This window comes from Actinoplanes sp. NBRC 101535, from assembly GCF_030269225.1.
In the GTDB taxonomy this organism is placed as follows: Bacteria; Actinomycetota; Actinomycetes; order Mycobacteriales; family Micromonosporaceae; genus Actinoplanes; species Actinoplanes rectilineatus.
Genome location: NZ_BSSY01000011.1, coordinates 25636 through 51620, shown reverse-complemented (window position 1 = coordinate 51620; position 25985 = coordinate 25636). Strand labels below are relative to the sequence as shown.

The window sequence follows — 25985 nt, the reverse complement described above, 5'->3', positions numbered from 1 at the left end:
CTTCAGAGGCTCGTGAGCCAGGCGTGCACGGCGGCGCTGGAGACCAGCCCGTCGCGCTGGAGGTACTTCATCGCCCGCAGGGCCGCGTCGTGCAGCTCCTGCCCGGAGCCGACCACCATGTCGGACACCGTACGGAAGTGGTAGTCGTACTGATGCGCGTCGAGGGCGGTGTAGTGGATGCACACGTCGGTCATCCCGCCGATCAGGATCACCGTCTCGGCCTTGTATCCGCGCAGCACGATGTCGAGTTCGGTGCCGAAGAACGCGGAGTAGCGGCGCTTCTGGATCAGGTACTCCTCCGGGCGGGGCTCCAGCCCGGGGTGCAGTGCGGTCCGCGGGTCGCCCTCGATGCAGTGCGGACCCTCGTTGCCGTCCAGTTCACGGCCGATGTCGACGAGTGACGGCTTGTGCACCTCCTGGATGAAGACGACCGGGACTTCGGCGGCCCGGAACGCGGTGACCATCTCGACGGCTTTGGCGTTGCGTTCGGCGCGGCCGGGCATCCAGGTCTGCTCGGGTTTGGTGGGCATGAACGGGTTGGCGTTGCCGCCGCCCTGGATGTCGACGACCACCAGGACGACGTTGCCGACCGGCTTCAGCTCCTCGTTCGGGGTGATATCGGTGACCTGCACGGGCATGAGGAGAGACCCCTTAGGAGAGACGGACGCGGGGATCGACGACCGCCAGCGCGATGTCGACGAGTGCGTTGACCACGACGTAGAAGGCGCCGAGCAGCAGGCTGATCGTGGCGACCGTGGCGGTGTCAGCGCCGCCGATCGCGCGGACCAGGAACTGACCGAGGCCGTTCCAGGAGAAGATCTGTTCGACCACCACCAGGCTGGACAGCATCATGCCGACCTGGACGCCGAGCAGGCTGAGTGCCGGGCTGGCCGCGTTGCGCAGCCCGTGCCGCCGGAGCACCGCCGACTCGGTCTCGCCGAGGGAACGGGCGGTCCGGGCGTACGCCGACCGCAGGCTGGTGCTGAGGCCGTCGGCGAGGACCCGGGCCAGGGCGACGCCGGGGCCGAGGCTGGCGGCCAGGGCGGGCAGGATCAGATGCCGCAGAGCATCCATCGCGTACGGAAGATTGCCGGTGAGCAGGCCGTCGAGCACGTACATGCCGGACAGTCCGGTGCTCGGGCCGTATCCGGTACGCCCGGAGACCGGCAGCCAGTGCAGCTGGACGAAGAAGATCAGCACGCCGCCGGTGGCGATCAGGAACGCCGGGGCGCTGGCCGCGCTGAACAGGATCAGTCGCAGTATCCCGGAGAACCGGCTCTTCAGCGTGTAGACCCGGGCCAGCAGGATGCCGATCAGCACCGAGAAGAACACGGTCCACAGCGCGAGTTCGGCGGTGGCCGGGATGCGCTGGGCCAGTTCGGCGGCGACCGGGCGGCGGGTGGCCAGGCTGGTGCCGAGGTCGAGCCGGGCCAGCCGGGACAGGTAGTCGGCGAACTGCACCCAGATCGGCTGGTCCAGGCCGAGCCGGGTGCGCATCGCGGCGACCGCGTCGGCGGAGGCGTTCGCGCCCAGGTAGCCGCGGACCGGGTCACCGCCGTACCGGCTGATCAGGAAGACCAGCACGAGCAGCGCGAACAGGACGACGATCAGGGAGGCGATCCGGCGGACGGTGAAGCGCAGCATGTCAGGCTCCCTTACCGCGCAGCACGGCCCGCAGACCGTCGCCGGCGTAGTTGAACAGCAGCGAGAGCAGGCCGACGGCCAGGCCGGGGAGCACCGGGATCCACCAGGAGTTGACCACGTACTGCAGGCCGGCCGAGGCCATCAGGCCCAGTTCGGGGGCCGGGGCGGGCGCGCCGAGGCCGACGAACGACAGGGCCGCGACGGTGACGATCACCCCGCCGATGTCCAGGCTGGCGGTGACCGCGACGGTCGGCAGCACGCTCGGCAGGACGTGCCGCAGCACCAGCCGGGTGCCGCGGGTGCCGCTCATCCGGGCCGCCTCGACGTGCAGGGCCCGGGCGGTGCGGCGGACCTCGCCGCGGACCAGCCGGGCGTAGAGCGGCCACCACACCACCGTGATGGCGATCATCGAGCTGGTCAGGCCGGTGCCCAGGCCGGCGGCGACGGCCATCGCGACGATGGTGGCGGGCAGCGCCAGGAACAGGTCGGTGACCCGCATGAGCACGGTGTCCAGGACGCCGCCGACGAATCCGGCGAGGGTGCCGATCAGCATGCCGGCCACGGCCGCGATCACCGTGACGACCAGGGCGGTGAGCAGGCTGGTGCGGGTGCCCTCGAGGATGCGGGTGGCGATGTCCAGGCCGAGTTCGTCGGTGCCGAACAGGTGCCCGGCCGACAGCGGCGGCAGGTGCGGCGCCCCGGACGGGATGATCGAGGAGTACGGCGAGAGCAGCGGCCCGATCAGCGCGGCGACCAGCACCACGGACAGCATCACCACCGCCAGGGTCTCGCCGCGTCTAAGCCAGGACGGCATCGAGCAACCTCCGCCCGTATTCGCTGGTCATGTCGGTGCTCATCGAGGCGGCCGGCACCTGTTCGACGATCGTCCCGTCGCTGATCACGTCGACCCGGTCGGCGATGATCCGGGCGGCGGCCAGGTCGTGGGTGACGAACAGGATCGACAGGCCGAGTTCGTGGCGCAGCAGGTTGAGCAGGTTCAGCACCGAGCAGGCCACCGACACGTCGAGCGCGCTGGTCGGTTCGTCGCAGAGCAGCAGCGCCGGTGGCACCACGATGGCCCGTGCGATGGCGACGCGTTGCCGCTGTCCGCCGGAGAGCTGGCCGGGCCGGGAGCCGGCCAGCGCGGGGTCGAGGGCGACCCGTTCCAGCGCGAGGCGTACCCGCTGATCTCTCTCCTTCTTGGGAAGATCTTCGAGGCGTTCGGCGAGCAGCTGCCCGACGGTGCGCCACGGGGTCAGCGACGCGCCCGCGTCCTGGAAGACGACCTGCACGCCTGCTCCCTGGGTGCGGTCCACGTAGACGTCACCGGCGTCGGCCGTCTCCAGCCCGGCGACGATGCGCAGGATGGTGGACTTGCCGGAGCCGGACTCCCCGACCAGCGCCACGCTCTGGTGCCGGGCGACCCGCAGGTCGACGCCGGTGAGCACGGTCTTGTGGGCCGCGCCGAACAGGCCGCCGGTGCGGAAGCTCTTGGTGACCCCGGCCAGCTCCAGGGTGTGGCCGCCCCGGACCTCGGTGCGTTCCCGGGTGAAGGACGACCAGTGCAGGTCGCCCCGTTCCCAGCGGTGTTCCAGGTCGTCCGGCGCCGATCCGGTCTCGCGCATCGCGGTGAGCACGGTCGGGTCGGGCAGCCCGATCGGTCGCTGCCGGTCGGTGGCCAGCGTCAGCCGGGAAGCGACCAGCCGCTGCGTGTAGGGCTCGGCCGGTGCGCCGAAGACGGTCGCGGCCGGTCCGCGTTCCACCAGCCGGCCGTGCCGCATCACGGCCACCTCGTCGCACATCGCCCGGGCCACGCCGAGGTCGTGGGTGATGAACAGGACACCGCAGCCCAGGCGCTCGCGTTCGCGGGTCAGCAGGCGCAGGATCTGCGCCTGGACGCTGACGTCGAGCGCGGTGGTGGGCTCGTCCGCGACGAGCAGTGCCGGCCCGCGGGCCAGGGCCAGTGCGATCATCACGCGCTGCCGCATGCCGCCGGAGAGCTGATGAGGGTACGCGCGGAGCACGGTCCCCGGATCGCGGATCTCCACCGCCTCCAGCCAGCGCAGACTCTCCTGCTTGCTGCCGGTGACGCGGGTCAGCATCCGGCCGACGGTCATCGTCGGGTCCAGCGACGACATCGGGTCCTGGAAGACCGTGGTCACCCGGTGGCCCCGGACGCCGTCCCAGCCGGCTTCCGCGGTGACGTCCAGGTCGACGCCGTCCACGCGTACCGTGCCGTCCGCCTCCACGTGCGTCTCCCGGGTGAGCAGACCCTGGACGGCGGCGCCGATCGTGCTCTTGCCCGAGCCGGACTCGCCGACCAGGCCCACGCACTGTCCGGGTGCGACGGTCAGCGACACGTCGTCGACGGCGAGCACCGCCGGGGTCCGCGAGGTGTACCGGATGCTGAGTCCGGCCACCTCGAGAACCCCGGCGTGGGGCTTGCTCATGCTCCGGCCGGGTGCAGGACGGCCAGGTTCAGCACACCGGTGATCACCGGGTGGTAGGACTGTTCGACACCGGCGACGTCGTCGGCGAAGACCGCGGTGCCGAGACTGGTGGCGACGGTGTACCACCAGCCGGACTCGCTGACCTGGGACGCGACCTGGGCGTACAACTGCTGGTCGCCGGTTTCGCGGGCCTTGCCCAGGGTGTCGGACAGGCCGGGCACCTCGGCGCCGAACAGGTCCAGGCCGCCCTTCGGGGTGTAGAACACGGTGGCCCAGGCGTCCGGGTGTGCGGTGTCCGGGAATCCGGCGAAGAACGTGATGTCCGGGCCGGCCGCGCCCTTCTCCAGTTCGGGGAAGTAGGTGCCCAGGGCGTAACCGGTGCTCTGCGCCGTGATTCCGGCGGCGTTCAGCACGGCGGCGAGGTTGTCGCTCAGGTTCTTGGCATCAGCGCTCGTCGCACCGTACGCAATCTTGATGGTCTTGCTCTTGAGGGAGCCGGCGGCGAGCGACGCGAGCTTGGTCCCGTCGTGGGTGATCTTCTGCTGGTCGTCGGCGCCGGTGAGGAGGTTGGCCGGGAAGACGCCGGTCGCGGGCTTGCCGACCGCGCCGAGGGCTTTGGTCGCCAGGTCGGTGAAGTCGACGCCGGCCAGCAGGTCGAGCCGGGTGGCCTGGTCGGCGAGGGTGGCACTCTTCGGGTTCAGGAACATGGTCGGCGTCTGCATGCTGGAGAACTGGTACGTCTTGAGCTTCTCCTTGGCCTGCAGGGCCGTGAAGGTCGTGCTGTCGCTGTATCCGGCGAGCCCGTCCAGTTCGCCGTTCTCCAGCTGGAGCTGGATCGTGGAGAGGCTGGAGACCACCGAGAACTCCACGGTCGGATATCCCGGCTTGGCGCCCCAGTACCCGTCGTACGCCGTGAGCTGGTACGACGTGTCCGGCGTGAAGGTGCCGTACCGGTAAGGCCCGGTGCCCGCGTCGTTGCTGGCGAACCAGTTCTCGCCGTCCGCGCTGTACGGGTGTGCCTCGATCGCCGCCGGGCTGACGATCTTCGGGCCGAACGGGGAGGCGAGAAGGTCGAGGAAGGCGCTGTTCGGCGCGTCGAGGGTGATGACGACCTGCTTGTCGCTGGGCGTCGCCACGCTCTTGACGTCGCCGACCATGTACGCCGGGCCCTCGCCGACGTCGGTGCGCCGCTGGAAGCTCTTCTCCACGGCGGCCGCGGTGAACGGCGTGCCGTCGTGGAAGGTGACGCCTTCGCGCAGGTCGAAGGTGAAGACCGTGTTGGTCGGGTCGGCGCTCCACGTCGTGGCGAGGGCCGCGGTCAGCTCGGCCTTGTCCTGGCCGGACTTGTAGGTGACCAGGCCCTCGTAGGCGCTGTTCACCAGGTTCAGCTCGGGGCCGTCGTAGGCGGTGTCCGGGTCGGGAGTCTTGACACCGCCCAGAAACGCGAGCTTGAGAAGATCGTCGCCGGCAGCGGCGGAGGTGCCGGGCGTGCCACCGCCGGAGCAGGCGGCGAGAAGTGTCAGGGAGATGGTCAGCAGGGCGGCGGAGGCGGTCTTGCGAAGCACGGGACCCACCTTTCTGATTTCCGATCGCCTGCCTATCAAGCGATAGGCTGTGGTGGACGAAAGAAAAGCCGCTGGATGAGGCGGCGATGTTGACTCGGTGTTTCCAGCAGGAAACTTTGACCAGGAGGCGATCGGCCATGGCGGCCACGGGGCGCGAACGGATCCTGCAGGCCGCGGCGGAGTTGTTCGCCGCTCAGGGTTTCGCGGCGACGTCGACGCGGGAGATCGCGGAGCGGGCTGGAGTGCGGCAGCCGTCACTCTATGCGCATTTCAGGGTTAAATCGGACATATTGCTAGAACTGCTGGTCGAGACGCTGCGGCCCGCGGTCTCACAAGCGGACGTCCTGATGCTGTCGCCGCTGCCGGCCCGCGATCGGCTGGTCGCCCTGCTCGACTTCGACATCCGCGCGCTCTTCGCCGGCCGACGGCCGGTCGCCGTCCTCGGGCTGCTCCCCGAGGTGCGCGGCCCGGAGTTCGCCGAGGCTCACGAACTGCGGGAGCGTCTCCGCACCGGGTACACCGCCCTGATCCGCGACGTACTCACCGCACTGGGCCACCCGCCGGGCGAGGAATACCTGCGCCGGATCAGCGGGATCGTCTTCGCCGTGGTGGAGAGCATCAACCTCCGCCGGTACGAGGACCCGTCGCTCACGGTCGACGACGCGGTCCGCGACACGACGACGGCGATCCTGCGCATTCTCGGCGCCTGATCTTCCCCGGGTACGGGATCCACTATATGTTGACGTGGATCCAACCTAGGGAGACGTTCCGTGACCTCACTCCTGATCGCCCCGGTGGTCACCATGGACCCGGCCGCACCACGGGCCTCGGCCCTCGCCGTCGACGGTGACCGCATCCTCGCCGTCGGCAGCGTCGACGAGGTGCGGGCCGCGTGCCCGCCGGACACCCCGGCCGAAGAGATCGACGGTGTGATCGTTCCCGGGCTGATCGACGCTCACCTGCACATGCAGCGCGGCGGACTCAAGGTGGTGTCGCTCGGCGGCTCGTCCTGGGACGCCCCGGCGCTCGTCGCCGAGATGGACCGCACCTTCGACCTGGACGAGTGGCCGGCGGACTCCGCACCCACACCGGACGACCGGGCCACCGGGCTGCGATTGATCCAGCCGCTGCTGCACGCTCTCGGGATCACCAGCGTGGTGGATCCGGCCGTCACGGCAGACGAGATGCGCGCCTATCAGCGGGCTTGGTCCGCCGACGAGCTGACCATGCGGGTGACCGCGATGCCGCACGCCACGCTGTCTGATTTATCCGGCATCGGCATTCACACCGGCTTTGGTGACGATTTTTTACGAATCGGTGGTGTCAAAGTCTATTTCGATGGTGAAGGAATGAAACGGCAGGCCCTGCTGGAGACCGAGTGGACGCCCGGCTCCGGCGACCTCGGCCTGCAACGCCTCACCGACGACGAGTTCCTCGCCCTGGCGTCGTACTGCGCCCGGCACGGCTGGTCGCTCGGCGTGCACGCGGTCGGCGGCGGCGCGGTCGCCGCGGTGCTGCGGATGTTCGCCGAGATCGACCGGGAGACCCCGATCCGCGACCTGCGCTGGCAACTCATCCACGCCTACCTGGAGCCGTCCGCGGAGAGCATGGCCCTGGCCGCCCGGCTCGGCGTGGTCGCCTCCCTGCAGCCGTCGATCCACTGGCGCAACGCCGACGGACTCATCGCACACCTCGGCGAGCGGGCCGTCGCGGCTGATCCGATCCGGTCCTGGCTGGACGCCGGGGCGACCGTGGCGCTCGGCTCGGACGGCCCGTTCTTCCCGTTCGACCCGCGGCACCTGATGTGGAAGTCGCGCACCCGGATGGCCCGCGGCCTGCCCCGCCCCGTCGCCCCCGCGCAGGCCATCACCGGTTTCGAGGCGCTGGCCGGATACACGACCGGGGCCGCGTACGCCGCGTTCGCCGAACGGGACCGCGGCATGCTGCGCGCCGGGATGCTGGCCGACTGGGTGGCCCTGTCCGTCGACCCGACCACCTGCGATCCCGAAGCCATCCGTACCGCCACCGTCCGGCGCACCGTCGTCGGCGGCCGGACCGTCTATTCCGGAGATGATCTGTGACCAGCCCCGAAGCCCGTGTCCGCGAACTCGGCCTGACCGTTCCCGACTACGCGGACCCGCCCTACGGCGGCCGCTACGGCACGGTGAAACCCTTCCACCGCGTCGGCAACCTGCTGCTCCTGTCCGGCATCACTCCCGAGGACCGGGCCGGCAACCGGCTGCACCCCGGCCGGCTGGGCGACGACGTCACCGTCGAGCAGGGCCGCGAGGCCGCCCGGATGACCGCCGTCAACGCCCTCGGCCTGATCCGCCTGGCCGTCGGCAGCCTGGACCGGGTGACCGCCATGGGACGGAACCTGTGCTTCCTGCGTACCACTGATGATTTCGAGGATCTGCACCTGGTCTCGGACGGCGCCTCGCAGCTCTTCGTGGACGTCTTCGGACCCACCGTCGGGGTGGCCGGCCGGGCATCGATCGGGGTGTCCGCGCTCTCCCGCAAGAACTGTTTCGAGCTGTGGACCGAGCTGGAGGTGGTGGATCACCCATAAGGGTGATGAGATCGATATATAGGTATTTATAGTCGTCAGAGCGCCGGGCCAGTAGACAAACCGCCCGAACCGCGCGGACGAGACACGTGTCATGCCCCGCGAGGGTGTTCCCATGACTGGTGCACGTGAGACTAGAGTCTCGGACATGAAAAGGCAGGTCTTCATGGGTGCCGGGGAGATTCGCAAGTGCCTCGGCGTGTCCCGGCAACGGGCGTATCAGATCATGAACCGGCGGGACTTCCCACCGCCCTACCAAACCCTCGAAATGGGCAAGATCTGGGAGAGGGAGACCTTCGAGGCGTGGCTCCAGATCCACCGCCCGAACCTCCACCTCGACCACTTCTGACCACCGTCGCCACCCCTTCGTCGCGGCACCCCTCCCCGGTGCCGCGCCCCTTCCACCCCTGTCACATGATCAGCTGGTGAGCACCGGCATCCTGATGGACATCGACGGCACCCTCCAGGCCCGCGGCACGGTCATCCCCGGAGCCGTCGAAGCGGTCAGCGAGCTGCGCGCCGGCGGATTCCGGCTGCGTCTCCTCACGAACACCGATGCCAAGACGCCCGAGACCATCAGACAGACCCTTCTCGGGTACGGCCTGAAGGTCGCCGCCGACGAGTTGTTCACCCCGGCCGTGGCCGCGCAGCACCTCTGCACCCGCCCGGGCGTCCGCGCGTACACCCTGGTGGCCCCCGCGATAGCCGGCATGCTCCCCGCCGCGCCCGCCCCGGGCCCGTACACGCACGTGATCGTCGGCGATTGCAGCGCGACCCTGAACTACACCCTTCTGGACGAGGCCTTCCGAGCACTGCGCGCGGGCGCAACCCTGGTGGCCCTGCAGCGGGGCCGTTACTACCGGGCAGCCGACGGCGACCACCTGGACACCGGCGCCATCGTGGCGGCCCTGGAGTACGCGGCCGGCGTCCAGGCTGAGGTCCTGGGCAAGCCGTCCACCGACTTCTTCACGATGGCCGCCGGCTCCCTGGGCCTCGCACCGGCCGACTGCCTGGTGGTGGGCGACGACGCCACCACGGACATCGCCGGCGGCCGCGCGGCGGGTCTGCGCACGGTCCAGGTCCGCACCGGCAAATACGCCGACCAGCAGGCCGAGGCCCTCCCCACCGTCGCCGACCACACCATCGACTCGGTGGCCGACCTGCCGGCTCTCCTCCGAGCCCCCGCTCAGTAACGGCCATACCCCCTGCCCTGAAGCCGACCGAACAGGCGACCACCCGCGGCCACAGCCGCTACCCGCGACCTGGACCGGCTGACTCGACCGACGCGAGGCTCAGCCCCGCGTCCAAGTCGAGCCGTTGCCAGTCACCGCACTCGGCGAGTCGACCGGCGGCGTGAGAGTCGCCGGCGTCAGCGCGGGCGCGCAGTGCCTCGAAGTCGCCGCGCTCGACCGACAACGTGACCAACGGTTCGCGAGCCTGCCATTCGCACCCCGGGAGTTTCTTTAAAGAAGCTTTAAGGAACGCTTGCTCTGCGTCATGAACTGCTGCCACATCATTGCTCGTATTTCTCGGCACAAGCAGTACCGAGACGAAGAGGAGCCGTGCATGTATCGACGCGGAGGCAGCAGCCGGATGCGCAAGCTGTTGATTGGAGGTGCCGCCGCAGCACTGCTCGGTTCGGCTCTGGCGGTCGGCACGGGGATGAGCCAGGCCGCCGAACAGGACAACGCCGGTACCATTAACGCGTTGGTGCCGGCGTTGGGTTTCAGCCCGGGAGATCCGAATGCGACGGCCGACCGGGTGGGCCCCACCGGGGTGAATGTTCCCGGCCGTTGCCCACCCACTCAAGCCCAGGTGAACGCGCAGGTAGCGCTCAAGAATGCGAACCTGCCGAGCGGCACGGACCTTGAAAGCCGCATCCAGCGTTTCGAGAAGACCTTGTCCGCGATTCAAGACCTGAAATGCCCCGCATCCTCCACGACTCTGCTGGGCCGCCTGAAATCGCTGACCGCACTGCGAGCGGACGCGAACCGCGATGACATCCTGCGCGGTCTGGATCTGAACGAAACGCCCGCGGACAAGGCAGCCGCAGGATCCGGTGACGCGGCCGCGGGTGGAGCGACGGAGGATTCCGGAGCCGACTCCGGTGACATCAGCGCGTTGGTGCCGGCGTTGGGCTTCAGCCCAGGAGATCCGAACGCGACGGCCGACCGCGTGGGCCCCACCGGGGTGAATGTTCCCGGCCGCTGCCCACCCACTCAAGCACAGGTGAACGCGCAGGTAGCGCTCAAGAATGCGAACCTGCCGAGCGGCACGGACCTTGAAAGCCGCATCCAGCGTTTCGAGAAGACCTTGTCCGCGATTCAAGACCTGAAATGCCCCGCATCCTCCACGACTCTGCTGGGCCGCCTGAAATCGCTGACCGCGCTACGGTCGGACGCGAACCGCGATGACATCCTGCGTGAACTGGATCTGAACGAAACGCCCGTGGGATAAATCCACGGTAAAAACGGCGACCTGATCCTTCGTGGATCCTGATCCACCGCACGGAACCTCCTCGCCGGAGGCCCTCACACCACGGGGGTCTCCGGCGCATCCGTGTGTGGGCCATGCGCGCGGTGATCGTCATCGAGGGCGACCGCTGAGCAGACGTAGACAGGTAGGGTCATCCGCCGCTCGTCCACACCCACAACAGCGTGGTGATTTCGGGCGTCCAGCACGCCCGAAATCACCACACCACCACGGGCGTGGTGACTTCGGGCGCCCAGCACGCCCGAAATCAACACACCACCACGGGCGTGATGACTTCGGGCGCCCAGCACGCCCGAAATCAACACACCGCCACGGGTGTGGTGAATTGGGGCGTCCAGCGCGCCCGAAATCAACACACCACCAGGGGCGTGGTGACTTCGGGCGACCAGCGCGCCCGTAATCACCACACCCCCACGGGTGTGATGAATTGGGGCGTCCAGCACGCCCGAAATCACCACGCGGACGGGCTTCGCACCCTGACCACGAAACGTGTCTAGCTCGGGCGCCGTTGCCTGTCCGGGGGGAAGAACTCGGACCGGATGGGCGGGCTCTGAGGTATCAGGGCGCGTCGCGGCCCCTCCTGTGAGTGACGACCGGAGCGAACCGGTCGGCGGGTGTGGGAGGCGGTCATGACGGGAACGGGTCTGCGGCGGGTGGGGGTCTGCCTTGCCGGAGCCGTGGTGCTGGCGCTGAGTGTGGTGGCCACGCCCGGCCGGGGCACCGCAACGGGGGCCGCCGTGCCGGAAGCCGGCTCGGCGTCGGTGTTCCCGATGCCTGGTGAGGTGTCTGTGCAGCCTGAGGCGAGTCAGGACTCTGCGAAGCCGGAACCCGGCGACGGTGACGTTTCGCCGGACGTCGGTGGGGTGACCGACTCGCCGGAGGAGGTCGGGTTCAGGGTCAGTGTGAAACGGGCCTTCGGCTGGCCGGGCGACACGGTCGTGGTGACATTTGACGATTTCGCCAAGGGTGACGGCCGTTATCTCGCCGGGTGCCGGGTGCGGTTCGCTGACGATGAGGATCGGTTCTGGGAATGTCCCGCGTCGGCCGAGCCCGGGATGATCGTTCCGTTCGTCTCGGCGACGGTGCCGCCGGGTGCTCGGACCGAGCCGACCGTGCTGCACTGGCGGCTCGACTACCGCGTCATCTCCGACGTCATCGAGCAAGAGGCGGTGCCGGACACATCGCTGACGGGGCAGATTCCGTTCAGCATTCTGCGGGTGGATGTCGCGGCCCGGCCGCGGACGGTTGCGCCGGGTGGGACGGTGACCGTCGGGTTCACCTCGCGGTCCGCCGGGCTGACCGTCACCGACTGTGCGGTTCGGCTGGGGCGGCGGACCACCCGGTGTGACGGGACCAGCGCCGCCGTGACTGTGCCCGCGACCGCTGTGCAGGGACGTGACCTCACGCTGGAGTGGCGTTACACCGCGCGGGAACCTGACGGGACCATCACCCGCAGACCGCCGGACACGCCGGGGCGGCTGACCGTCCACGTCGGGCTGCTGGATCCGGAGTTCAGTGTGACCCCCAGTTCGACCCGGGCCGGGCCTGGGGAACCGTTCGTGACCGGGTTCACGAGTCGCACCCGCGGCGTCACGGTCGACACGTGCCGGCTCGTGGTGGCCGGCCGGGACGCCGCCTGCAGCCCCGGCGGCGTGGCGGTGGTGCTGATCCCGCCGACCGTGCGGGACGGCAGCGTGCTCACCGCCGCATGGGAACTGTCCTACACGAGCAGTCGCGCGGGTGAGGAGCCGGGGATCCGGCGGGGCACGTTCCCGATCCGGATCGTGATCGCGCCGCCGGTCGTCGCGGTGGTCGTGCAACCGGCTTCGGCGGCGCCGGGTGAACCGGTTGTCGTCACCCTCGCGTCGCTGCGGCCGGATGTGCGGATCGTCGGCTGCCAGGTGGCCTTCGCCGGTGATCAGGGCGCAGTCTGTCCGGACTCCCCGACCCGCTGGGTTGCCCGGACCCGGGTGCCGGGCGGCACCGCACCCGGCGCGACCTTGCTGCGCTGGGCCGTCTCCACGACCGTCGGCGACGGCCGGCCGGGCGTCGCCGACGGCGTGATCGCGTTTCCGGTGCTCGGCCCCGTCGTGATCCCGAGCCGCCCACCGGTCCGGCCGAGCACCCCGCCGCCCCCGACCGACGGACCGACCGGCAGCTCGACCGACAGACCGACCGGCAGCTCGACCGACGAACCGACCGACGAACCGACCGACAGCTCGACCGACGGACAGGCTGACGGCTCGACCGGTGGATCAACGGGCGGGCAGAGCGGCGGATCGACGACGACGGCCGGCACGACGCAGACGACGAAAACGACGGAGAACCCGCCGCTGTTCGACGCCCACGTCGACCCCGAATCCGTCGTCGCCGGTAAACAGGCATCGGTCACCTTGGCCGCGATCGATCAGAACGTGGAGATCACCGGGTGCCGTGCCCGCTTCACTGTCGAGGGCGCCGAGACCGCCTGCAGCCGCACCCCGGGCGGCAACTGGACCGCCGTCGCGACCGTGCCGGAGAAGGCCGCGCCCGGCATCGGCACCCTGCACTGGGCCGTCGACTACACGCTGTCCGGCAACACCACGCAGAGCGCCGACGGCCTGGTCACCCTGGGTGTCCTGGCCCCGCAACCGGATTCGCCGTCCTGGCTCGCCGCGCTGCTGCGGATCGGGCTCGCGGGGGTCCTTCTGGGTGGGCTGGTCGCCCTCAAGGCAGGAGCGTCGCGGGTACGCACGAAGTGGCGTCAAGCCCACCCCACGCAAGAGCCGGCCCCCGAGGGACACGTCGGTGCGGTGCTCTGCGCGTACCCCGAAAAAACGAATGTGACCGTGAGTGACCCGCATGCCGCGCCCCGGCAGCTGATCCGGATCCGGGTCGACAGGGGACGGCCGACCGTCCGTCTGAGGGAGGAGTTCCGATGACCACACCGATCCGTGCGGTCTTCTTCGACAGTGCCGCCGACGCGTCCGCCGCGCTCACCACCGCGGTGACCGAAAGTGCCGGGGAGACCCTGGGGCGGATCCCGGGCGCCGCGCGGGAGGCGGTGCTCGCCGAGGCCGGCGAGGTGGCAGCCGGCATCCTGGAGATGGACGTGCAGGACGTGTTCGCGCTGGCCTGGGCGAAATACGCGGCCCTGCGTGACGCTGCCGTCCGCACCCGGGACGATCCGAGCGCCGAGGAGATGGTGGAGCTGGCCGGGCACACCCTGACGTTCGAGCAGCGGCCGGCCGTGGAGATCCGGATCGGTGATCTGGCGGTCGCCTCGATCGAGGTACGAGTGTGCCTGGAGATCCTGGTCCGCTGGCTGCTGGCGGTGATCAGATCCGGTCGTGTGATCGCCGTCAAGGCCGGCGCGGCCGATCTGACCGGCACGCTTGAGGTCGCCGGGCAGCAGGTGGTGCAGCGACGGGCCACCATCTACCTGCCCGCGGTGGTCCGCGACATCTCGGTGCCGGTCGCCGCATAACGCCCGGATCATCGGGTATCCGCCCGGTATGCGAGCACTCACCTGGCAGGGCACCGGCAAGGTATCCGTGGAGACCGTCCCCGACCCGGTGCTCCGGGACCCGACCGACGCGATCGTGCGGATGACCTCCACCGCGATCTGCGGCTCCGACCTGCACCTTTACGACGTCCTCGGGATGTACCTGGATGCCGGCGACATCCTCGGGCACGAGCCGATGGGTGTCGTCGAGGAGGTCGGCGCCGAGGTCACCCACATCCGGCCCGGGGACCGGGTGGTGATCCCGTTCAACATCTCCTGCGGGCAGTGCTGGATGTGCCGGCGCGGTTTCTACGCGCAGTGCGAGACCACCCAGGTCAGCAAGCACGGCAAGGGGGCGTCGCTGTTCGGTTACACCAGGTTGTACGGGCAGGTGCCCGGCGCCCAGGCCGAGTTCCTGCGCGTCCCGCAGGCCCACTTCGGGCCGATCAAGGTGCCGGAGGGCCACCCCGACGAGCGTTTCCTGTTCCTCTCCGACGTGCTGACCACCTCCTGGCAGGCCGCCCAGTACGCCGACGTGCGGCCCGGCGACACGGTGCTGGTCACCGGCCTGGGCCCGATCGGACAGATGTCGGCCCGGATCGCCCGGCACCTCGGCGCCGCGAAGGTGATCGCCGTCGACAACGTGCCGGAACGCCTCGCGATGGCCAGCCGGCACGGCATCGAAACGCTCAGCTTCGACGAGACCACCGACATCCCCGGTGCGGTCCGCGAACTGACCCAGGGCCGCGGCGCCGACTCGGTGATCGAGGCGGTCGGCATGGAGGCGCACGGCACCCCCTTCCAGGCAGCGGCGCAGAAGGCGGCCGGGCTGCTGCCGGACCCGCTCGCCCGCAAGGCCAACGAGACGTTCGGCGTGGACCGGATGGGCGCGCTGCGCACCGCCTTCGACGCGGTCCGCCGGGCCGGCACCATCTCGATCATCGGCGTGTACGGCGGCCAGGCCGACCCGTTCCCGATGATGGACCTGTTCGACAAGGGCGTCACCCTGCGGATGGGACAGGCGCACGTGAAGCGCTGGGTCGACGACATCATGCCGCTGCTCACCGGCGACGACGACCCGCTCGGCGTGGACGACCTGGTCACGCACCGGATGCCGCTGGACGAGGCGCCGGAGGCGTACGAGATGTTCAAGAACAAGCAGGAAGGGTGCATCAAGGTCGTGTTGAAGCCTTGAAACCTCAGCCCGGGGTGGGCCGGGGAAGATTCCCCAGATCGATGACGACCTCATTGGTGACTCCGCACTGCACGGCGCTCCGGTCCGCGTCGACGATCGACTTCCCGTTCGGCCCGGGGCGGGTCAGAATCGAGGCCTGCCCGGGATCACCTTCGGCCACGCCGCGGTACGCCTCGTAGACGGTGACGCAGTATCCGGGATCCGGGCTCGGCGCGACGGGCTCGTCGTGGGTGAGGAGCGCCCCCGCAAACGCGGTGCCGCCGACGATCAGCGAGCCGACAGCCGTCACGATCGCCACCCGGACACTCGGGTCCGCTGCCTGGCGCGGCTGCAGCTCGCCCGGCTCGTGCACCTGCTCGTGCCGGATCAGGATCAGCGCGTCGACCTGCTCGGAGGACAGTTGCCGCGGCCGTGGCCGCACCGGCTCGACAGGCCGCCGGGCTCTCTCCGCGGTCATCGCGGGCCGTCCGGGATGGTGTCGTGGAGGCGCCGCGCCGCCTCGAACTCCCCCGCCACGAGGAGCAGGTCGCGCCGCGCCAGCGCCTCGGCGACATCACTGGTGACCAGGATCGCGTTGCCCGCGGCAACGTCCCGCAGCCGGAACTCCAGCAGCAGCGCCGCTTGCAGACCCTCCCTGCGGTGCCGGGCGGCGACGACGAGCGCGACACCGGAGATCACCGACAGCAGCCCGGCCAGGAGGGTGGCGCCGAGGTACAGATCCCGCTCCCCGGGCGGATAGCTGTGCAGGGAGAACACCCAGGCGGCCGCGACGCTGAGCCCCGATCCGGTGCCGGCCACGCCGCCGACCAGCCACACGGTCCTCCGCCGCGGAATCGGCGACGCGACCCCGACCCAGGTGGCCGGCTCGAAAACCCGCTCCCGGACCACCCGGTTCAGCCGGTGGAAGAACTCGGCGGCGGTGGAGGGCGGTCGCGGCCTGGATCGCCGGAGACTCGCAACGACGAGGATGACCGTGACCACCGCGTAGACGGCCGCCGCCAACTGGAAGGGGTCGGTCAGGTCACGCGACTGAACGTAGAACACCACGACGAAAGTGGTCGCGGACGCGGCACTCAGCCCAAGCAGGAACGTGCGGGCGTCGATCACCCTCCGCCAGCGCACCCACCAAGACTCAGCCATGAACGATCCCCGCCCGCGCATACCGCATCCATCGAAACCGATCACACTCGTCTCGGATGCTAACGGTCCCGGGTCGCCCGAAGAAGTGACCTCCCCCGATCAGCTCTGTTCAGCCGGCGTCGTCAAGCGTGACGCAACTGCGTGCCGGGGTTTGCCGCGCCGGATGTCGCCTCAGCCGCTGTCCGGCGGCATGGACGGCGCGGTCCCGCTCCGGGCCGGGCGCACTGAAGTCCAGGCCGGTGTCCGCCGTGCCGAGTCACGCCACGTCAGGATCCGCCGGTGTCGTCCGTTGCCTCGCTCCACATCGTCAAGCTCGGCGATCTGCCGGCGATCGTCAGCGCCGCCGGCTCCTCGCGTGCCGAGGAAGCGGTGCACCGATGCGGTGCGGAGATCGGCGAGGAGTACGGCTGGTCCGGCTACGTCATGATGAACGTCCTGGACAGCCTGGAGACGCTGGACATCGTGCTGGAGGATCCCGCCCTGCAGGAAGCATCTGCGGCGCTGAACGAGGACGATGAGCACACCTCGTTGATCACCAGCGGTGCCAAGGAACTCCTCCACCGCCTCGACCCGGCCGCCTACGAGCCGTCCGACCTGCTCGACGGCCCGATCGAGCTGGGACTCGACGACGACGAAGCCCGTCCTGGCTTACCTGGGCGCTCAGCAACGCGGTTTCGGCGGCTACTACGCCGAGTCCCCGACGTTCAACGCTGCGCTGAAAGCGCACTACCTGTCTCTGCTCGACGGCCTTCAGCGGCTCTTCGTTCTGCGCCTCGACGGGGGCGCCGGAGACCGGCCGAACCCCGTTCTCCTCATGCTCTTCCGGTCCACCGCCGACTCACTGCTGACGCTGCGTACGCCCTGGTCCAACTTCCTGGAGGCCGGGCTCATCCATCGCAAAATCGACGAAGCGGGCGAGCAGGGTCTACAGGTCAACCGCGCCACCGAACGAATCAACGCAGCCGTGGCCGACGCGCGTGAGGGACACCTGGAGATGCTCGACGCTTTGATCGCAGCCATGCTGGGTGATCGCGCTGACCTGGTCGTGACTGAGTCTGATATCCGCACTGCCGGAATCGACATCATTGCTGAACCGAGCCCGATGGACCACCCCCTCTTCGACGAGGAGTAGCCCTCCGGGTGAGGACGCCGGCGTCAGGGTAGAGGGCCGAGGAGTCCGGGGCCTGGACTGGACACGGTCACGCTGAGGGTGTTCGGGTCGAGGCTCCAGGCGGCGGCTACCAGCATGACGTCGTCCTCGTCGGCGAAGCGGGCGCCCGGTGTGGCCGGGGAGAAGCCCAGGGCGAGTTCGACCGGGGTGGGTGCGCCCGTCTCGTCGGCGATCTCGCTGTCCTCGCTGCACAGGACGTGGCGGACCAGGTGGCCGTCGACGGCCAGGGCCCATTCTGCGTACGCCACGACGCGGTGGTTGCCGAAGTACTGGACCTCGGTGCCGAGCCGGGCGCTGAGTGATGCCACGGAGGAGCCGTCGAAGCCGCGGGCGGCGTTCACCACGAAGATCCAGCCGCTGATCGACGGGGAGACGAAGACCTGATCGTCGTCGGCTGCTGCCACGCCCTCGTCCCAGTCGGCCGGGCGGGCTGCGGTCAGGCCGATGGCGGCGGCCACCTGGTCGACGGTGCTGTCGCGTACGGCGAGCCAGGTCCTTTTCATCCCGAAGTCCGTTCCGGCGGGGGTTCCGGGTGGCAGGTGCTCAACCGGAAGACCTTTGATCATTTGTACGGCTTCAGCACAGACCGTGGTCAGGTCGTCTGCTCTGCCCAGCCAGGTCCGCTCCGCTACCGGACGGTTTCCGGCGCTGCCTGTGCCGGTCAGCCGGACCTCGCCGGTGGACAGTTCCTCGACGTGGACGGCGGCGCATCCGTCGAGCAGGCGCCGGTTGATGCCGGCCTCGGCGAGTGCTTCGGCGTAGTTCGGGGCCTCCCCCGGCTCGCGGTCGGAGTCTGCGAGGGCCGTGGGGAGAGCCTCATGCGGTGATGCGACGCGGGCCGGGCCGACGGCGAAGCCTCTCTCGACCGGCATGACGAGCAGCTCGCCGGTGGCCATCGTTCTGATCACGGCCTTGCGGAGCGCCGGCCAGTTCGGGGCGGTCGCGTCGAGCAGGCGGCACACCGTGGCGCCGAGCCGCTGCGGGAGGTCGTCGGCCGGGGGCGAGGGCAGGGTCTCCTCCGGACCGAACAGGTCGACGGCGACGTGCCACCCGTCCTCGCTGAGGTAGACCCGGGCGGACTTCTCCGGCTGGTAGCGGCGGGCCGGCACACCGGCGGCGTCTTCGCAGAAGGCCCGCCACGAGTCGGCCTTGTCCCATGACGACAGCTTGTAGAGCTGCAAGATCGTCTCGCCCAAGCGATCCCGGGAGGGGACGGCCACTCCGGTGGTGAACCGGCCCCGCGTCACGAACAGACGCCCCTGGAAAACCTCGACCTCGCCCCAAGACACGTGCGCAACCTCGTCCATTGAAGATGGATGGGCGGTTAGTATCTCGCGATGCGACGGAGCGGGGCACGGAGCGGGGCATCGATCGTTCTCCTGGCCGTTCTCCTCGCCGGCTGCGGGGACGCGGTGCAGCAGGACGGCGCTGCGCCGTGGACGGTTCCGAGCAGTCCGGCGGCCGGGGAGCGCTGGTCGGAAAGGATCAGTGTTGACCGGGACAGCGGTGTGATCGCGGCGCCGGGATTCAACGAGCTGATCGACCGGGCCTCCCCCGGCTGGGCGGGAGCCGCGGACACCACCGCGGCGGAGCTGCTGGGGCTCAACGGGCCGTTCGACGGGCGGCCCGAGATCTCGCTGCTCCAGGAGAACAGCGAGGACAGCGAGGACGGGACTGTCGTCACGGCGACGCTGTCCCGGCTCGGCGACGACTCGGTGCAGGCCCAGCGGTACCGGGTCGTGCTCACCCGGGGCACGGACGGGCTGTTCCGGTTCGGTTCGGGTGAGCGAACCGTCAAGTGCCACTCCGGGCGGGGGCATCAGGACTTCAGCGTCGGCCTCTGCTCTTGAAAAGAAGGACCCGGCAGCTCAGCCCGGCGGTCGCTGCACGGGCGTGCGTGGGCACACGGCCGCGTGCAGCCACGGTACTTCTGCGTAGGTCGTACCCTAAATGCGGTCTTGAAGTTCGCCGTTGATCTCCTGGTATTCGGCGCCGGTGGCGGGGCAGAGCCAGATGCCGTCGTCCTTCGGCTGCAGGGGGTGGCCGGCGCGGCCGACCCAGCCGACGCGGCGGGCCGGGACGCCGACGACCAGGGCGAAGTCGGGGACGTCCTTGGTGACGACGGCGCCGGCGGCGACCAGGGACCAGCGGCCGACGGTCACCGGGGCCACGCAGACCGCGCGGGCGCCGATCGAGGCGCCCTCGCCGACGGTGACGCCGACGGCGGTCCAGTCGTCGCCGGTCTTGAGGCGGCCGTCGGGGGTGACGGCCCGCGGGTACTCGTCGTTGGTGAGGACCGCGGCGGGGCCGACGAAGACGCCGTCGCCGAGGCGGGCCGGCTCGTAGACCAGGGCGTGGTTCTGCAGTTTGACGTTGTCGCCGATCTGCACGCCGGGGCCGACGTAGGCGCCGCGGCCGACGATGCAGTCGGCGCCGAGCACGGCGTCCTCGCGGATCTGGGCGAGGTGCCAGACGCGGGTGCCGGGGCCGATCGTGGCGCGCGGATCGATGTCGGCGATGTCGGCGCTCACAGGAACCACCCTCCCAAAGAGCCCCAGAATAGACCGGACGATCACCCGGTTGATGTCGGCAAACCGACGTTTACGGTCCAATGTGGCCGATCGTTGAAGCATCGACAACCAAAAGTACCGGGGTGACCCCCCGGCTTCGCCGGAATTCCACTCAGGGTCTGGTAACGAGCCCACCGCGATCGATAGCTTTCTGTGGCGCTTCCACCGCGCACAGTTGCCAACATCGATGGGAAATCCTCCGTGACTTCCGAACGTCCGATCGGCGTCGCCGTCGTCGGGGCCGGCTACTGGGGCCCGAACCTCGTCCGCAACTTCCAGGCATCCTCCGCGTTCCGGCTGCGCCGGCTCTGCGATCTCGACGTCGACCGGGCCCGCCGGGTTCTCGGCGATTATTCGACGGTGATCGCCACCCGCGACCTCGACGATGTCCTCGCGGACCCGTCGGTCGACGCGGTGGCCATCGCCACCCCGGCCGGCACGCATCTGCCGGTCGCTCTGGCCGCGCTGCGCGCCGGCAAGCACGTGCTCGTCGAGAAGCCGCTCGCGGCAACCCACGCCGAGGGGCTGGAGCTGGTCGAGGAGGCCGAACGCCGCGGGCTGACGCTGATGTGCGACCACACGTACTGCTACACGCCGGCGGTGCTGCACATCCGGGAGCGGCTGCACGCCGGTGACCTGGGCGAACTGCACTACCTGGATTCGGTGCGCATCAACCTCGGCCTGGTCCAGCGTGACATCGACGTGGTGTGGGATCTCGCCCCGCACGACCTGTCGATCCTGGACTTCATCCTGCCGCCGGGGATCCGCCCGATCGCGGTCGCCGCACACGGCGCCGACGGGATCGGGGCCGGGCGTGCCTGCGTGGCCTACCTGACGCTGGATCTGAGCAACGGCGCGATCGCCCACATCCACGTCAACTGGCTGTCCCCGGTGAAGATCCGGACGACGATCGTCGGCGGGTCGAAGCGGACGCTGGTCTGGGACGACCTGAACCCGAGTCAGCGGGTGTCGGTCTACGACCGGGGTGTGGACGTCGCGTCCTCCGAGGAGCAGCGGCGGGACATGCTCGTGTCGTACCGGTCCGGGGACATGGTCGCGCCGGCGCTGCCCGAGCGGGAGGCGCTGCGGACCATGGTCGAGGAGTACGCCCGGGCGATCACCACCGGCACTCCCGCGCTCACCGACGGACGCTCCGGCCTGCGTGTGCTGGAGATCCTGCAAGCCGCCTCGCGCAGTCTGGCCGAGGGCGGATCGATGATCAAGCTGGATGAAGGGCGCATGGCGTGACTGGAGTACCGATCGAGGGCGCGCGTGTCCTCGTGACCGGCGGGGCGGGGACGATCGGCTCGCACGTGGTGGACGAGCTGGTGCGGGGTGGTGCCGCGGAGATCGTCGTGCTGGACAATTTCGTCCGGGGGCGTCGCGAGAATCTGGCCGGAGCCGGTAACGCGGTCACCGTCCTCGAAGGCGACATCCGCGACAAATCGCTTGTCGATCAAGCTACTGCCGGCAAGGATCTGGTCTTTCACCTCGCGGCCATCCGGATCACCCAATGCGCCGAAGAACCCCGGCTTGCCAATGAAGTCCTGGTAGACGGGACTTTCAACGTCATTGAGGCAGCAGCCAAGCATGAAGTCCGAAAAATCGTGGCATCGTCGTCCGCCTCCGTTTACGGGCTCGCCGAGGAGTTCCCGACCACGGAACGGCACCACAGCTACAACAACGACACCTTCTACGGCGCGGCCAAAGCCTTCAACGAGGCCACCCTGCGCAGCTTCCACGCGATGACCGGCCTCGACTACGTGGCCCTGCGGTACTTCAACGTCTACGGCCCGCGGATGGACATCTTCGGCCTCTACACCGAAGTGCTGATTCGCTGGATGGAACGGATCGAGGCCGGCCGGCCCCCGCTGATCCTCGGTGACGGCCTGCAGACCATGGACTTCGTGCACGTCGCCGACATCGCCCGCGCCAACATCCTGGCCGCCCGGGCCGACGTCACCGACACGGTGTTCAACATCGCCAGCGGCACCGAGACCAGCCTGGCCGAGTTGGCCGCCGCGTTGACCGAGGTGATGAAGTCGGACCTGGCGCCGGAGCACGGCCCGGCCCGCGCGGTGAACGGTGTCACCCGGCGTCTCGCGGACACCAGCGCCGCCGCCGGCCGGCTCGGTTTTCGCGCGGAGATCGGCCTGCGCGAGGGCCTGCAGGGGCTCGTCGACTGGTGGCGGGCGTCCCAATGATCCCGGTGATGATCCCGATGCTGGGCGAGGAGGAGGCCCAGGCCGCGGCCGAGGCGGTCCGCTCCGGCTGGGTCGCGCAGGGGCCGCGGGTGGCGCGCTTCGAGCAGGAGTTCGCGGCCACGGTCGGCGCGGCGCACGGCGTCGCGGTCAGCTCGTGCACGACGGCGCTGCACCTGACGCTGGTACTGGCCGGTGTCGGCCCCGGCGACGAGGTGATCGTGCCGTCGCTGTCGTTCATCGCGACGGCCAACGCGGTCCGCTACACCGGCGCCACCCCGGTCTTCGCCGACGTGGAGCTGACCACCGGGAACGTGACGGTGGAGACGGTGGACGCGGTGCGCACGCCGCGGACCCGGGCGGTGATCGCGGTGCACCAGGGCGGGGTCCCGTTCGACACGGTGGCGCTGCGCAAGGCAGCGGACGGGTGGGGGGTCGCCCTGGTCGAGGACGCCGCCTGCGCTGCGGGTTCTTCGGCGTACGGGCAACCGGCCGGCACCGGGGCGGCCGCGGCGGCGTGGTCGTTCCACCCCCGGAAGCTGCTCACCACCGGTGAGGGCGGCATGGTGACTGTCGACTCTCCGGAGGCGGCCGCCCGGTTGCGGCGCCTGCGGGAGCACGGGATGAACGTGTCCGCCGCTGATCGGCACACCAGTAAGCAGCCGGTCATCGAGTCGTATCTCGAGACCGCTTTCAACTACCGGATGACGGATATCCAGGCCGCGATCGGGCTGGTCCAGTTGGGCCGGTTGTCCGGTTTGGTGGAGCAGAGACGAGCGTTAGCCCAGAATTACCATGCCTTATTGTCGGATATTGACGGATTAACCCCCATCAAAGATCCGTCATACGGTCAGACGAACTACCAGTCCTTCTGGGTTCTTATGACGAAAAATCGTGACGAAACGCTGAGGGCCCTCGCCGACGCCGGTGTCTCCGCGCGACGCGGGATCATGGCCGCCCACCTGGAACCCGCCTACGAAGGCGTCGACCACGCCCCCCTCCCGGTGACCGAACGCCTCACCCGGAACTCGCTGATCCTGCCCCTGCACCACAAGCTGACCGAGGACGATCAGGTACACATCGCCGGGGTCCTGCGCGAACAGGCCGACCGGTGACCGATCTCGTCATCGTCGGCGCCGGCGGGTTCGCCCGTGAGACGGCTGCCGCCGCGGCAGCGGCCCGCCGGCGGGTCCGGGGGTTCGTCGACGACGACCCGGCCCTGCACGGCACCACCCGGTCCGGCCTGCCGATCCTGGGACCGGTCGACAGCGTGGTCTCGATGCCGGACACCGCGGTCGTCGTCTGCGTCGGCAACCCCCGCGACTACACCGCACGGCAGCGGATCGTGCACCGGCTCGGCCTGCCCGAGGATCGGTACGCCACGATCGTGCACCCCTCCGCCGAGCTGGGCGCGGGCAGCGCGGTCGGCCCCGGGACGGTCCTGCTCGCCGGGGTGGTGCTGACCGCCGACGTCACGGTCGGCGCGCACGTCGCGTGCATGCCGCAGGCGGTGTTCACCCACGACTGCCGGGTCGGGGACTACGCGACGGTCGCCTCCGGGGTCCGGCTGGGCGGCGGCGCGTGCCTGTCCGCGGGCTCGTACACCGGATCCGGCGCCCTGATCCGCGAGGGCGTGACCGTCGGCGAAGGGTCGTTGGTCGGGATGGGTTCGGTGGTGCTGCGTGACGTGCCGGCCGGTGAGGTGTGGGCCGGCAACCCGGCCGGGTTCCTGCGATTCACGAAAGCTCTGGAGGAGAAGACAGCATGACCAGGATTCCGCTCGTCGACCTGGCCGCCGCGCACGCGGAGGTGGCCGAGGAGGTCGAGGCCGGTTTCAAACGGATCATCGCGGAGACCGCGTTCGTCGGCGGGGCCGAGGTGGCCGCGTTCGAACGGGAGTACGCGGTCTTCGGCGGGGTGCCGCACTGCGTCGGGGTGGCGAACGGGACCGACGCGCTGGAGCTGGCACTGCGGGCCGCCGGGGTGGGTCCCGGCGACGAGGTGATCCTGCCGGCCAACACGTTCGTCGCGACGGCCGAGGCGGTGGTGCGGGCCGGGGCGGACGTGGTGCTGGTGGACATCGATCCGCGGACGTACCTGATCGACGTCGCCGCCGCGCGGGCCGCGGTCACCCCGCTGACCCGGGCGATCGTGCCGGTGCACCTGTTCGGGCAGATGGCGCCGGTCGAGGAGCTCACCGGGTTCCCCGGGGTGGTCGTGGTGGAGGACGCCGCGCAGTCCCAGGGCGCGACCCGGCACGGCCGCGGGGCGGGCGCGGACGGGATCGCGTCGACCAGTTTCTATCCGGGCAAGAACCTGGGCGCGTACGGCGACGCGGGCGCCGTCGTCACCGGCGACGAGGTGCTGGCCACCCGGGTCCGCACCCTGGGAAGCCACGGTGGCCTGCGCAAATACCACCATGACGAGATCGGGGTGAACAGCCGGCTGGACGGTCTGCAGGCGGTGGTGCTGCGCGCCAAACTGTCCCGGCTCGCTGCCTGGAACGAGCGCCGCCGGGCCGCCGCCGCCCGCTACGACGAGCTGCTCGCCGGGTGGGACGACGTGACGCCGCCGGTCACCCTGGACGGCAACGAGCACGTGTGGCACATCTACTGCGTCCGGGTGCCGCGGCGTGACGAGGTGCTGGAGCGCCTGAACGCGGCCGGGGTCGGCGCGGCGATCCACTACCCGTTCCCGGTGCACCGGACCGGCGCGTTCGAGCACCTGGGCGGATCGTTCCCGCACGCCGAGACGGCGGCCGCCGAGATCCTGTCGCTGCCGATCTATCCGCAGATCACGGCGGTTCAGCAGGCCCGGGTGGTCGAGGAACTGGCCACCGCACTGCGGTTCTAGGAGATCGCGGTGACCGACTTGATCAGGCCGGCCGCCTTCTCGTACCAGAACGAGGATTCCGGGAAGTAGGAGCGCATCTCGGTGAGGGACAGCAACTCCACGGAGGCGGCGTTGGCGATCGCCTCGGGCAGGTTGTCGGCCCGTCCGGGGCTCAGCGGCCACCGGCGGGTCACCTCGGCCCGGGCCCGCAACGGCAGGAACTGCATGCCGGGGAACACCCAGTGCGGCTCGACCGGGAAGTACCGGTACGGCGTCTGCACCCAGTGCCGGCCGGCGGACCGGCGCACCACGTCGGCGAACCGCTGCCGCTGGTGGTGGCCGCCGACGTGCTCGATCACCGAGTTGGAGACGACCAGGTCGAACCGGCGTCCGGTGATCGCCGGCGGCGGGTCGCAGGCGTCACCGACGACGGTCTCCAGCCAGCCCTCCGAGGGTGGGAACTCCAGGAGGTTCAGCACGGTGACCGAGGCCGGCCGCACGGCGAAGCCCCGCCAGAACGGCGGCTCGCCACCCAGGTCGAGCACGTGCATGCCGGCCAGGCCGGGGAACGTGGCGGCCAGTTTCGCGGCCCGCCGGGAGCGGGCCCGATGGCCGAGCGAACCGGGCCGGGAACCGTCGGCCAGTCGTGCGCGCAGGCGGGGCCCGATCGACAT

At 70.0% G+C, this 25985-nt stretch carries 27 protein-coding genes; 16 read left to right on the top strand and 11 right to left on the bottom strand.

Annotation, left to right across the window (positions count from 1 at the left end; all coding sequences use genetic code 11):
* Positions 1–2: 2 nt before the first annotated feature.
* From QSK32_RS28085 to QSK32_RS28065, 5 genes are read right to left on the bottom strand one after another with little or no spacing between them, the layout of a single operon-like run.
* Complete coding sequence (locus QSK32_RS28085) at positions 3–632, bottom strand: cysteine hydrolase family protein (protein ID WP_285473608.1); 630 nt, start codon at positions 630–632, stop codon at positions 3–5.
* 19 nt (positions 633–651) lie between these two features.
* Positions 652–1644 carry an ABC transporter permease gene (locus QSK32_RS28080; RefSeq protein ID WP_285473607.1) on the bottom strand — a complete coding sequence of 331 codons (993 nt, stop codon included), beginning with the start codon at positions 1642–1644 and terminating at the stop codon, positions 652–654.
* 1 nt (position 1645) lies between these two features.
* Entirely contained in the window at positions 1646–2458 is an 813-nt protein-coding gene (locus tag QSK32_RS28075; RefSeq protein ID WP_045746329.1) for an ABC transporter permease, read from the bottom strand.
* Complete coding sequence (locus tag QSK32_RS28070) at positions 2442–4094, bottom strand: ATP-binding cassette domain-containing protein (protein ID WP_285473606.1); 1653 nt, start codon at positions 4092–4094, stop codon at positions 2442–2444. Before QSK32_RS28070 ends, QSK32_RS28075 begins: the two co-directional genes overlap by 17 nt.
* The gene (locus QSK32_RS28065) at positions 4091–5659 is read right to left on the bottom strand and encodes an ABC transporter substrate-binding protein (RefSeq protein WP_169792524.1); all 1569 of its coding nucleotides are present in this window, start codon (positions 5657–5659) and stop codon (positions 4091–4093) included. The genes QSK32_RS28070 and QSK32_RS28065 overlap by 4 nt, the downstream gene beginning before the upstream one ends.
* Positions 5660–5796: 137 nt before the next feature.
* Between QSK32_RS28065 and QSK32_RS28060 the strand changes: the two genes are divergently transcribed.
* From QSK32_RS28060 to QSK32_RS28035, 6 genes are all read left to right on the top strand, one after another.
* Entirely contained in the window at positions 5797–6369 is a 573-nt protein-coding gene (locus tag QSK32_RS28060; protein WP_285473605.1) for a TetR/AcrR family transcriptional regulator, read from the top strand.
* Positions 6370–6429: 60 nt separating this feature from the next.
* The gene (locus QSK32_RS28055) at positions 6430–7740 is read left to right on the top strand and encodes an amidohydrolase (protein ID WP_285473604.1); all 1311 of its coding nucleotides are present in this window, start codon (positions 6430–6432) and stop codon (positions 7738–7740) included.
* A complete protein-coding gene (locus QSK32_RS28050; RefSeq protein ID WP_285473603.1) occupies positions 7737–8228 on the top strand; it encodes a RidA family protein in 492 nt (163 codons plus the stop codon). The genes QSK32_RS28055 and QSK32_RS28050 overlap by 4 nt, the downstream gene beginning before the upstream one ends.
* Before the next feature lie 145 nt (positions 8229–8373).
* Positions 8374–8574 (top strand): lyase family protein, encoded by a 201-nt coding sequence (locus QSK32_RS28045; RefSeq protein WP_245674217.1) that lies wholly within the window; start codon positions 8374–8376, stop codon positions 8572–8574.
* A gap of 76 nt (positions 8575–8650) precedes the next feature.
* Entirely contained in the window at positions 8651–9418 is a 768-nt protein-coding gene (locus QSK32_RS28040; protein WP_285473602.1) for an HAD hydrolase-like protein, read from the top strand.
* Between the two features lie 400 nt (positions 9419–9818).
* Positions 9819–10682, top strand: coding sequence for a hypothetical protein (locus tag QSK32_RS28035; RefSeq protein WP_285473601.1), 864 nt, complete (start codon positions 9819–9821; stop codon positions 10680–10682).
* A gap of 74 nt (positions 10683–10756) precedes the next feature.
* Here QSK32_RS28035 and QSK32_RS28030 read toward each other — a convergent pair whose 3' ends face one another.
* The gene (locus QSK32_RS28030; RefSeq protein WP_285473600.1) at positions 10757–11176 is read right to left on the bottom strand and encodes a hypothetical protein; all 420 of its coding nucleotides are present in this window, start codon (positions 11174–11176) and stop codon (positions 10757–10759) included.
* Positions 11177–11347: 171 nt separating this feature from the next.
* Between QSK32_RS28030 and QSK32_RS45765 the strand changes: the two genes are divergently transcribed.
* Genes QSK32_RS45765 through QSK32_RS28015 form a run of 3 tightly spaced genes read left to right on the top strand, consistent with a single transcriptional unit; the run spans position 11348 to position 15397 of the window.
* Positions 11348–13639, top strand: a complete 2292-nt coding sequence (locus tag QSK32_RS45765; protein ID WP_285473599.1) for a hypothetical protein — start codon at positions 11348–11350, stop codon at positions 13637–13639.
* The gene (locus tag QSK32_RS28020) at positions 13636–14184 is read left to right on the top strand and encodes a hypothetical protein (RefSeq protein WP_285473598.1); all 549 of its coding nucleotides are present in this window, start codon (positions 13636–13638) and stop codon (positions 14182–14184) included. Before QSK32_RS45765 ends, QSK32_RS28020 begins: the two co-directional genes overlap by 4 nt.
* A gap of 28 nt (positions 14185–14212) precedes the next feature.
* Positions 14213–15397 carry a zinc-dependent alcohol dehydrogenase gene (locus QSK32_RS28015; RefSeq protein ID WP_285473597.1) on the top strand — a complete coding sequence of 395 codons (1185 nt, stop codon included), beginning with the start codon at positions 14213–14215 and terminating at the stop codon, positions 15395–15397.
* A 4-nt stretch (positions 15398–15401) separates the two neighbouring features.
* Here QSK32_RS28015 and QSK32_RS28010 read toward each other — a convergent pair whose 3' ends face one another.
* A complete protein-coding gene (locus QSK32_RS28010; RefSeq protein ID WP_285473596.1) occupies positions 15402–15854 on the bottom strand; it encodes a hypothetical protein in 453 nt (150 codons plus the stop codon).
* On the bottom strand, positions 15851–16537 hold the full coding sequence (locus QSK32_RS28005; protein WP_285473595.1) for a hypothetical protein: 687 nt from the start codon (positions 16535–16537) through the stop codon (positions 15851–15853). Before QSK32_RS28005 ends, QSK32_RS28010 begins: the two co-directional genes overlap by 4 nt.
* Positions 16538–17078: 541 nt before the next feature.
* Between QSK32_RS28005 and QSK32_RS28000 the strand changes: the two genes are divergently transcribed.
* Positions 17079–17669 carry a hypothetical protein gene (locus QSK32_RS28000; RefSeq protein WP_285473594.1) on the top strand — a complete coding sequence of 197 codons (591 nt, stop codon included), beginning with the start codon at positions 17079–17081 and terminating at the stop codon, positions 17667–17669.
* 23 nt (positions 17670–17692) lie between these two features.
* On the opposite strand, the gene QSK32_RS27995 is transcribed toward QSK32_RS28000, so the two are convergent.
* A complete protein-coding gene (locus QSK32_RS27995) occupies positions 17693–18904 on the bottom strand; it encodes a hypothetical protein (RefSeq protein ID WP_285473593.1) in 1212 nt (403 codons plus the stop codon).
* Positions 18905–19045: 141 nt separating this feature from the next.
* Between QSK32_RS27995 and QSK32_RS27990 the strand changes: the two genes are divergently transcribed.
* On the top strand, positions 19046–19558 hold the full coding sequence (locus QSK32_RS27990; RefSeq protein WP_285473592.1) for a hypothetical protein: 513 nt from the start codon (positions 19046–19048) through the stop codon (positions 19556–19558).
* A 96-nt stretch (positions 19559–19654) separates the two neighbouring features.
* Here the strand turns inward: QSK32_RS27990 and QSK32_RS27985 are convergent, their stop codons facing one another.
* Positions 19655–20239, bottom strand: coding sequence for an acyltransferase (locus QSK32_RS27985; protein WP_285473591.1), 585 nt, complete (start codon positions 20237–20239; stop codon positions 19655–19657).
* Between the two features lie 240 nt (positions 20240–20479).
* Between QSK32_RS27985 and QSK32_RS27980 the strand changes: the two genes are divergently transcribed.
* Genes QSK32_RS27980 through QSK32_RS27960 form a run of 5 tightly spaced genes read left to right on the top strand, consistent with a single transcriptional unit; the run spans position 20480 to position 25332 of the window.
* Positions 20480–21526: a Gfo/Idh/MocA family protein gene (locus QSK32_RS27980; protein WP_045747056.1), complete on the top strand. Its 1047-nt coding sequence runs from the start codon at positions 20480–20482 to the stop codon at positions 21524–21526.
* Positions 21523–22482 (top strand): NAD-dependent epimerase/dehydratase family protein, encoded by a 960-nt coding sequence (locus QSK32_RS27975; protein ID WP_045747055.1) that lies wholly within the window; start codon positions 21523–21525, stop codon positions 22480–22482. The genes QSK32_RS27980 and QSK32_RS27975 overlap by 4 nt, the downstream gene beginning before the upstream one ends.
* Before the next feature lie 8 nt (positions 22483–22490).
* On the top strand, positions 22491–23594 hold the full coding sequence (locus QSK32_RS27970) for a DegT/DnrJ/EryC1/StrS family aminotransferase (RefSeq protein ID WP_045747066.1): 1104 nt from the start codon (positions 22491–22493) through the stop codon (positions 23592–23594).
* Complete coding sequence (locus QSK32_RS27965; protein ID WP_045747054.1) at positions 23591–24247, top strand: acetyltransferase; 657 nt, start codon at positions 23591–23593, stop codon at positions 24245–24247. Before QSK32_RS27970 ends, QSK32_RS27965 begins: the two co-directional genes overlap by 4 nt.
* The gene (locus tag QSK32_RS27960; RefSeq protein WP_045747053.1) at positions 24244–25332 is read left to right on the top strand and encodes a DegT/DnrJ/EryC1/StrS family aminotransferase; all 1089 of its coding nucleotides are present in this window, start codon (positions 24244–24246) and stop codon (positions 25330–25332) included. The genes QSK32_RS27965 and QSK32_RS27960 overlap by 4 nt, the downstream gene beginning before the upstream one ends.
* On the opposite strand, the gene QSK32_RS27955 is transcribed toward QSK32_RS27960, so the two are convergent.
* Positions 25329–25985, bottom strand: coding sequence for an SAM-dependent methyltransferase (locus QSK32_RS27955; protein WP_285473590.1), 657 nt, complete (start codon positions 25983–25985; stop codon positions 25329–25331). The genes QSK32_RS27960 and QSK32_RS27955 overlap by 4 nt on opposite strands.

Excerpts from the sequence above, each read along its gene's own strand:
- QSK32_RS27970 (WP_045747066.1), top strand. The coding sequence starts at position 22,491 with ATGATCCCGATGCTGGGCGAGGAGGAGGCCCAGGCCGCGGCCGAGGCG.
- QSK32_RS28075 (WP_045746329.1), bottom strand. The coding sequence starts at position 2,458 with ATGCCGTCCTGGCTTAGACGCGGCGAGACCCTGGCGGTGGTGATGCTG.
- QSK32_RS28010 (WP_285473596.1), bottom strand. The coding sequence starts at position 15,854 with ATGACCGCGGAGAGAGCCCGGCGGCCTGTCGAGCCGGTGCGGCCACGG.
- QSK32_RS27955 (WP_285473590.1), bottom strand. The coding sequence starts at position 25,985 with ATGTCGATCGGGCCCCGCCTGCGCGCACGACTGGCCGACGGTTCCCGG.
- QSK32_RS28080 (WP_285473607.1), bottom strand. The coding sequence starts at position 1,644 with ATGCTGCGCTTCACCGTCCGCCGGATCGCCTCCCTGATCGTCGTCCTG.
- QSK32_RS28020 (WP_285473598.1), top strand. The coding sequence starts at position 13,636 with ATGACCACACCGATCCGTGCGGTCTTCTTCGACAGTGCCGCCGACGCG.
- QSK32_RS28015 (WP_285473597.1), top strand. The coding sequence starts at position 14,213 with ATGCGAGCACTCACCTGGCAGGGCACCGGCAAGGTATCCGTGGAGACC.
- QSK32_RS28060 (WP_285473605.1), top strand. The coding sequence starts at position 5,797 with ATGGCGGCCACGGGGCGCGAACGGATCCTGCAGGCCGCGGCGGAGTTG.
- QSK32_RS45765 (WP_285473599.1), top strand. The coding sequence starts at position 11,348 with ATGACGGGAACGGGTCTGCGGCGGGTGGGGGTCTGCCTTGCCGGAGCC.
- QSK32_RS27990 (WP_285473592.1), top strand. The coding sequence starts at position 19,046 with ATGCGACGGAGCGGGGCACGGAGCGGGGCATCGATCGTTCTCCTGGCC.
- QSK32_RS28035 (WP_285473601.1), top strand. The coding sequence starts at position 9,819 with ATGCGCAAGCTGTTGATTGGAGGTGCCGCCGCAGCACTGCTCGGTTCG.
- QSK32_RS28005 (WP_285473595.1), bottom strand. The coding sequence starts at position 16,537 with ATGGCTGAGTCTTGGTGGGTGCGCTGGCGGAGGGTGATCGACGCCCGC.
- QSK32_RS27960 (WP_045747053.1), top strand. The coding sequence starts at position 24,244 with ATGACCAGGATTCCGCTCGTCGACCTGGCCGCCGCGCACGCGGAGGTG.
- QSK32_RS28070 (WP_285473606.1), bottom strand. The coding sequence starts at position 4,094 with ATGAGCAAGCCCCACGCCGGGGTTCTCGAGGTGGCCGGACTCAGCATC.
- QSK32_RS28045 (WP_245674217.1), top strand. The coding sequence starts at position 8,374 with ATGAAAAGGCAGGTCTTCATGGGTGCCGGGGAGATTCGCAAGTGCCTC.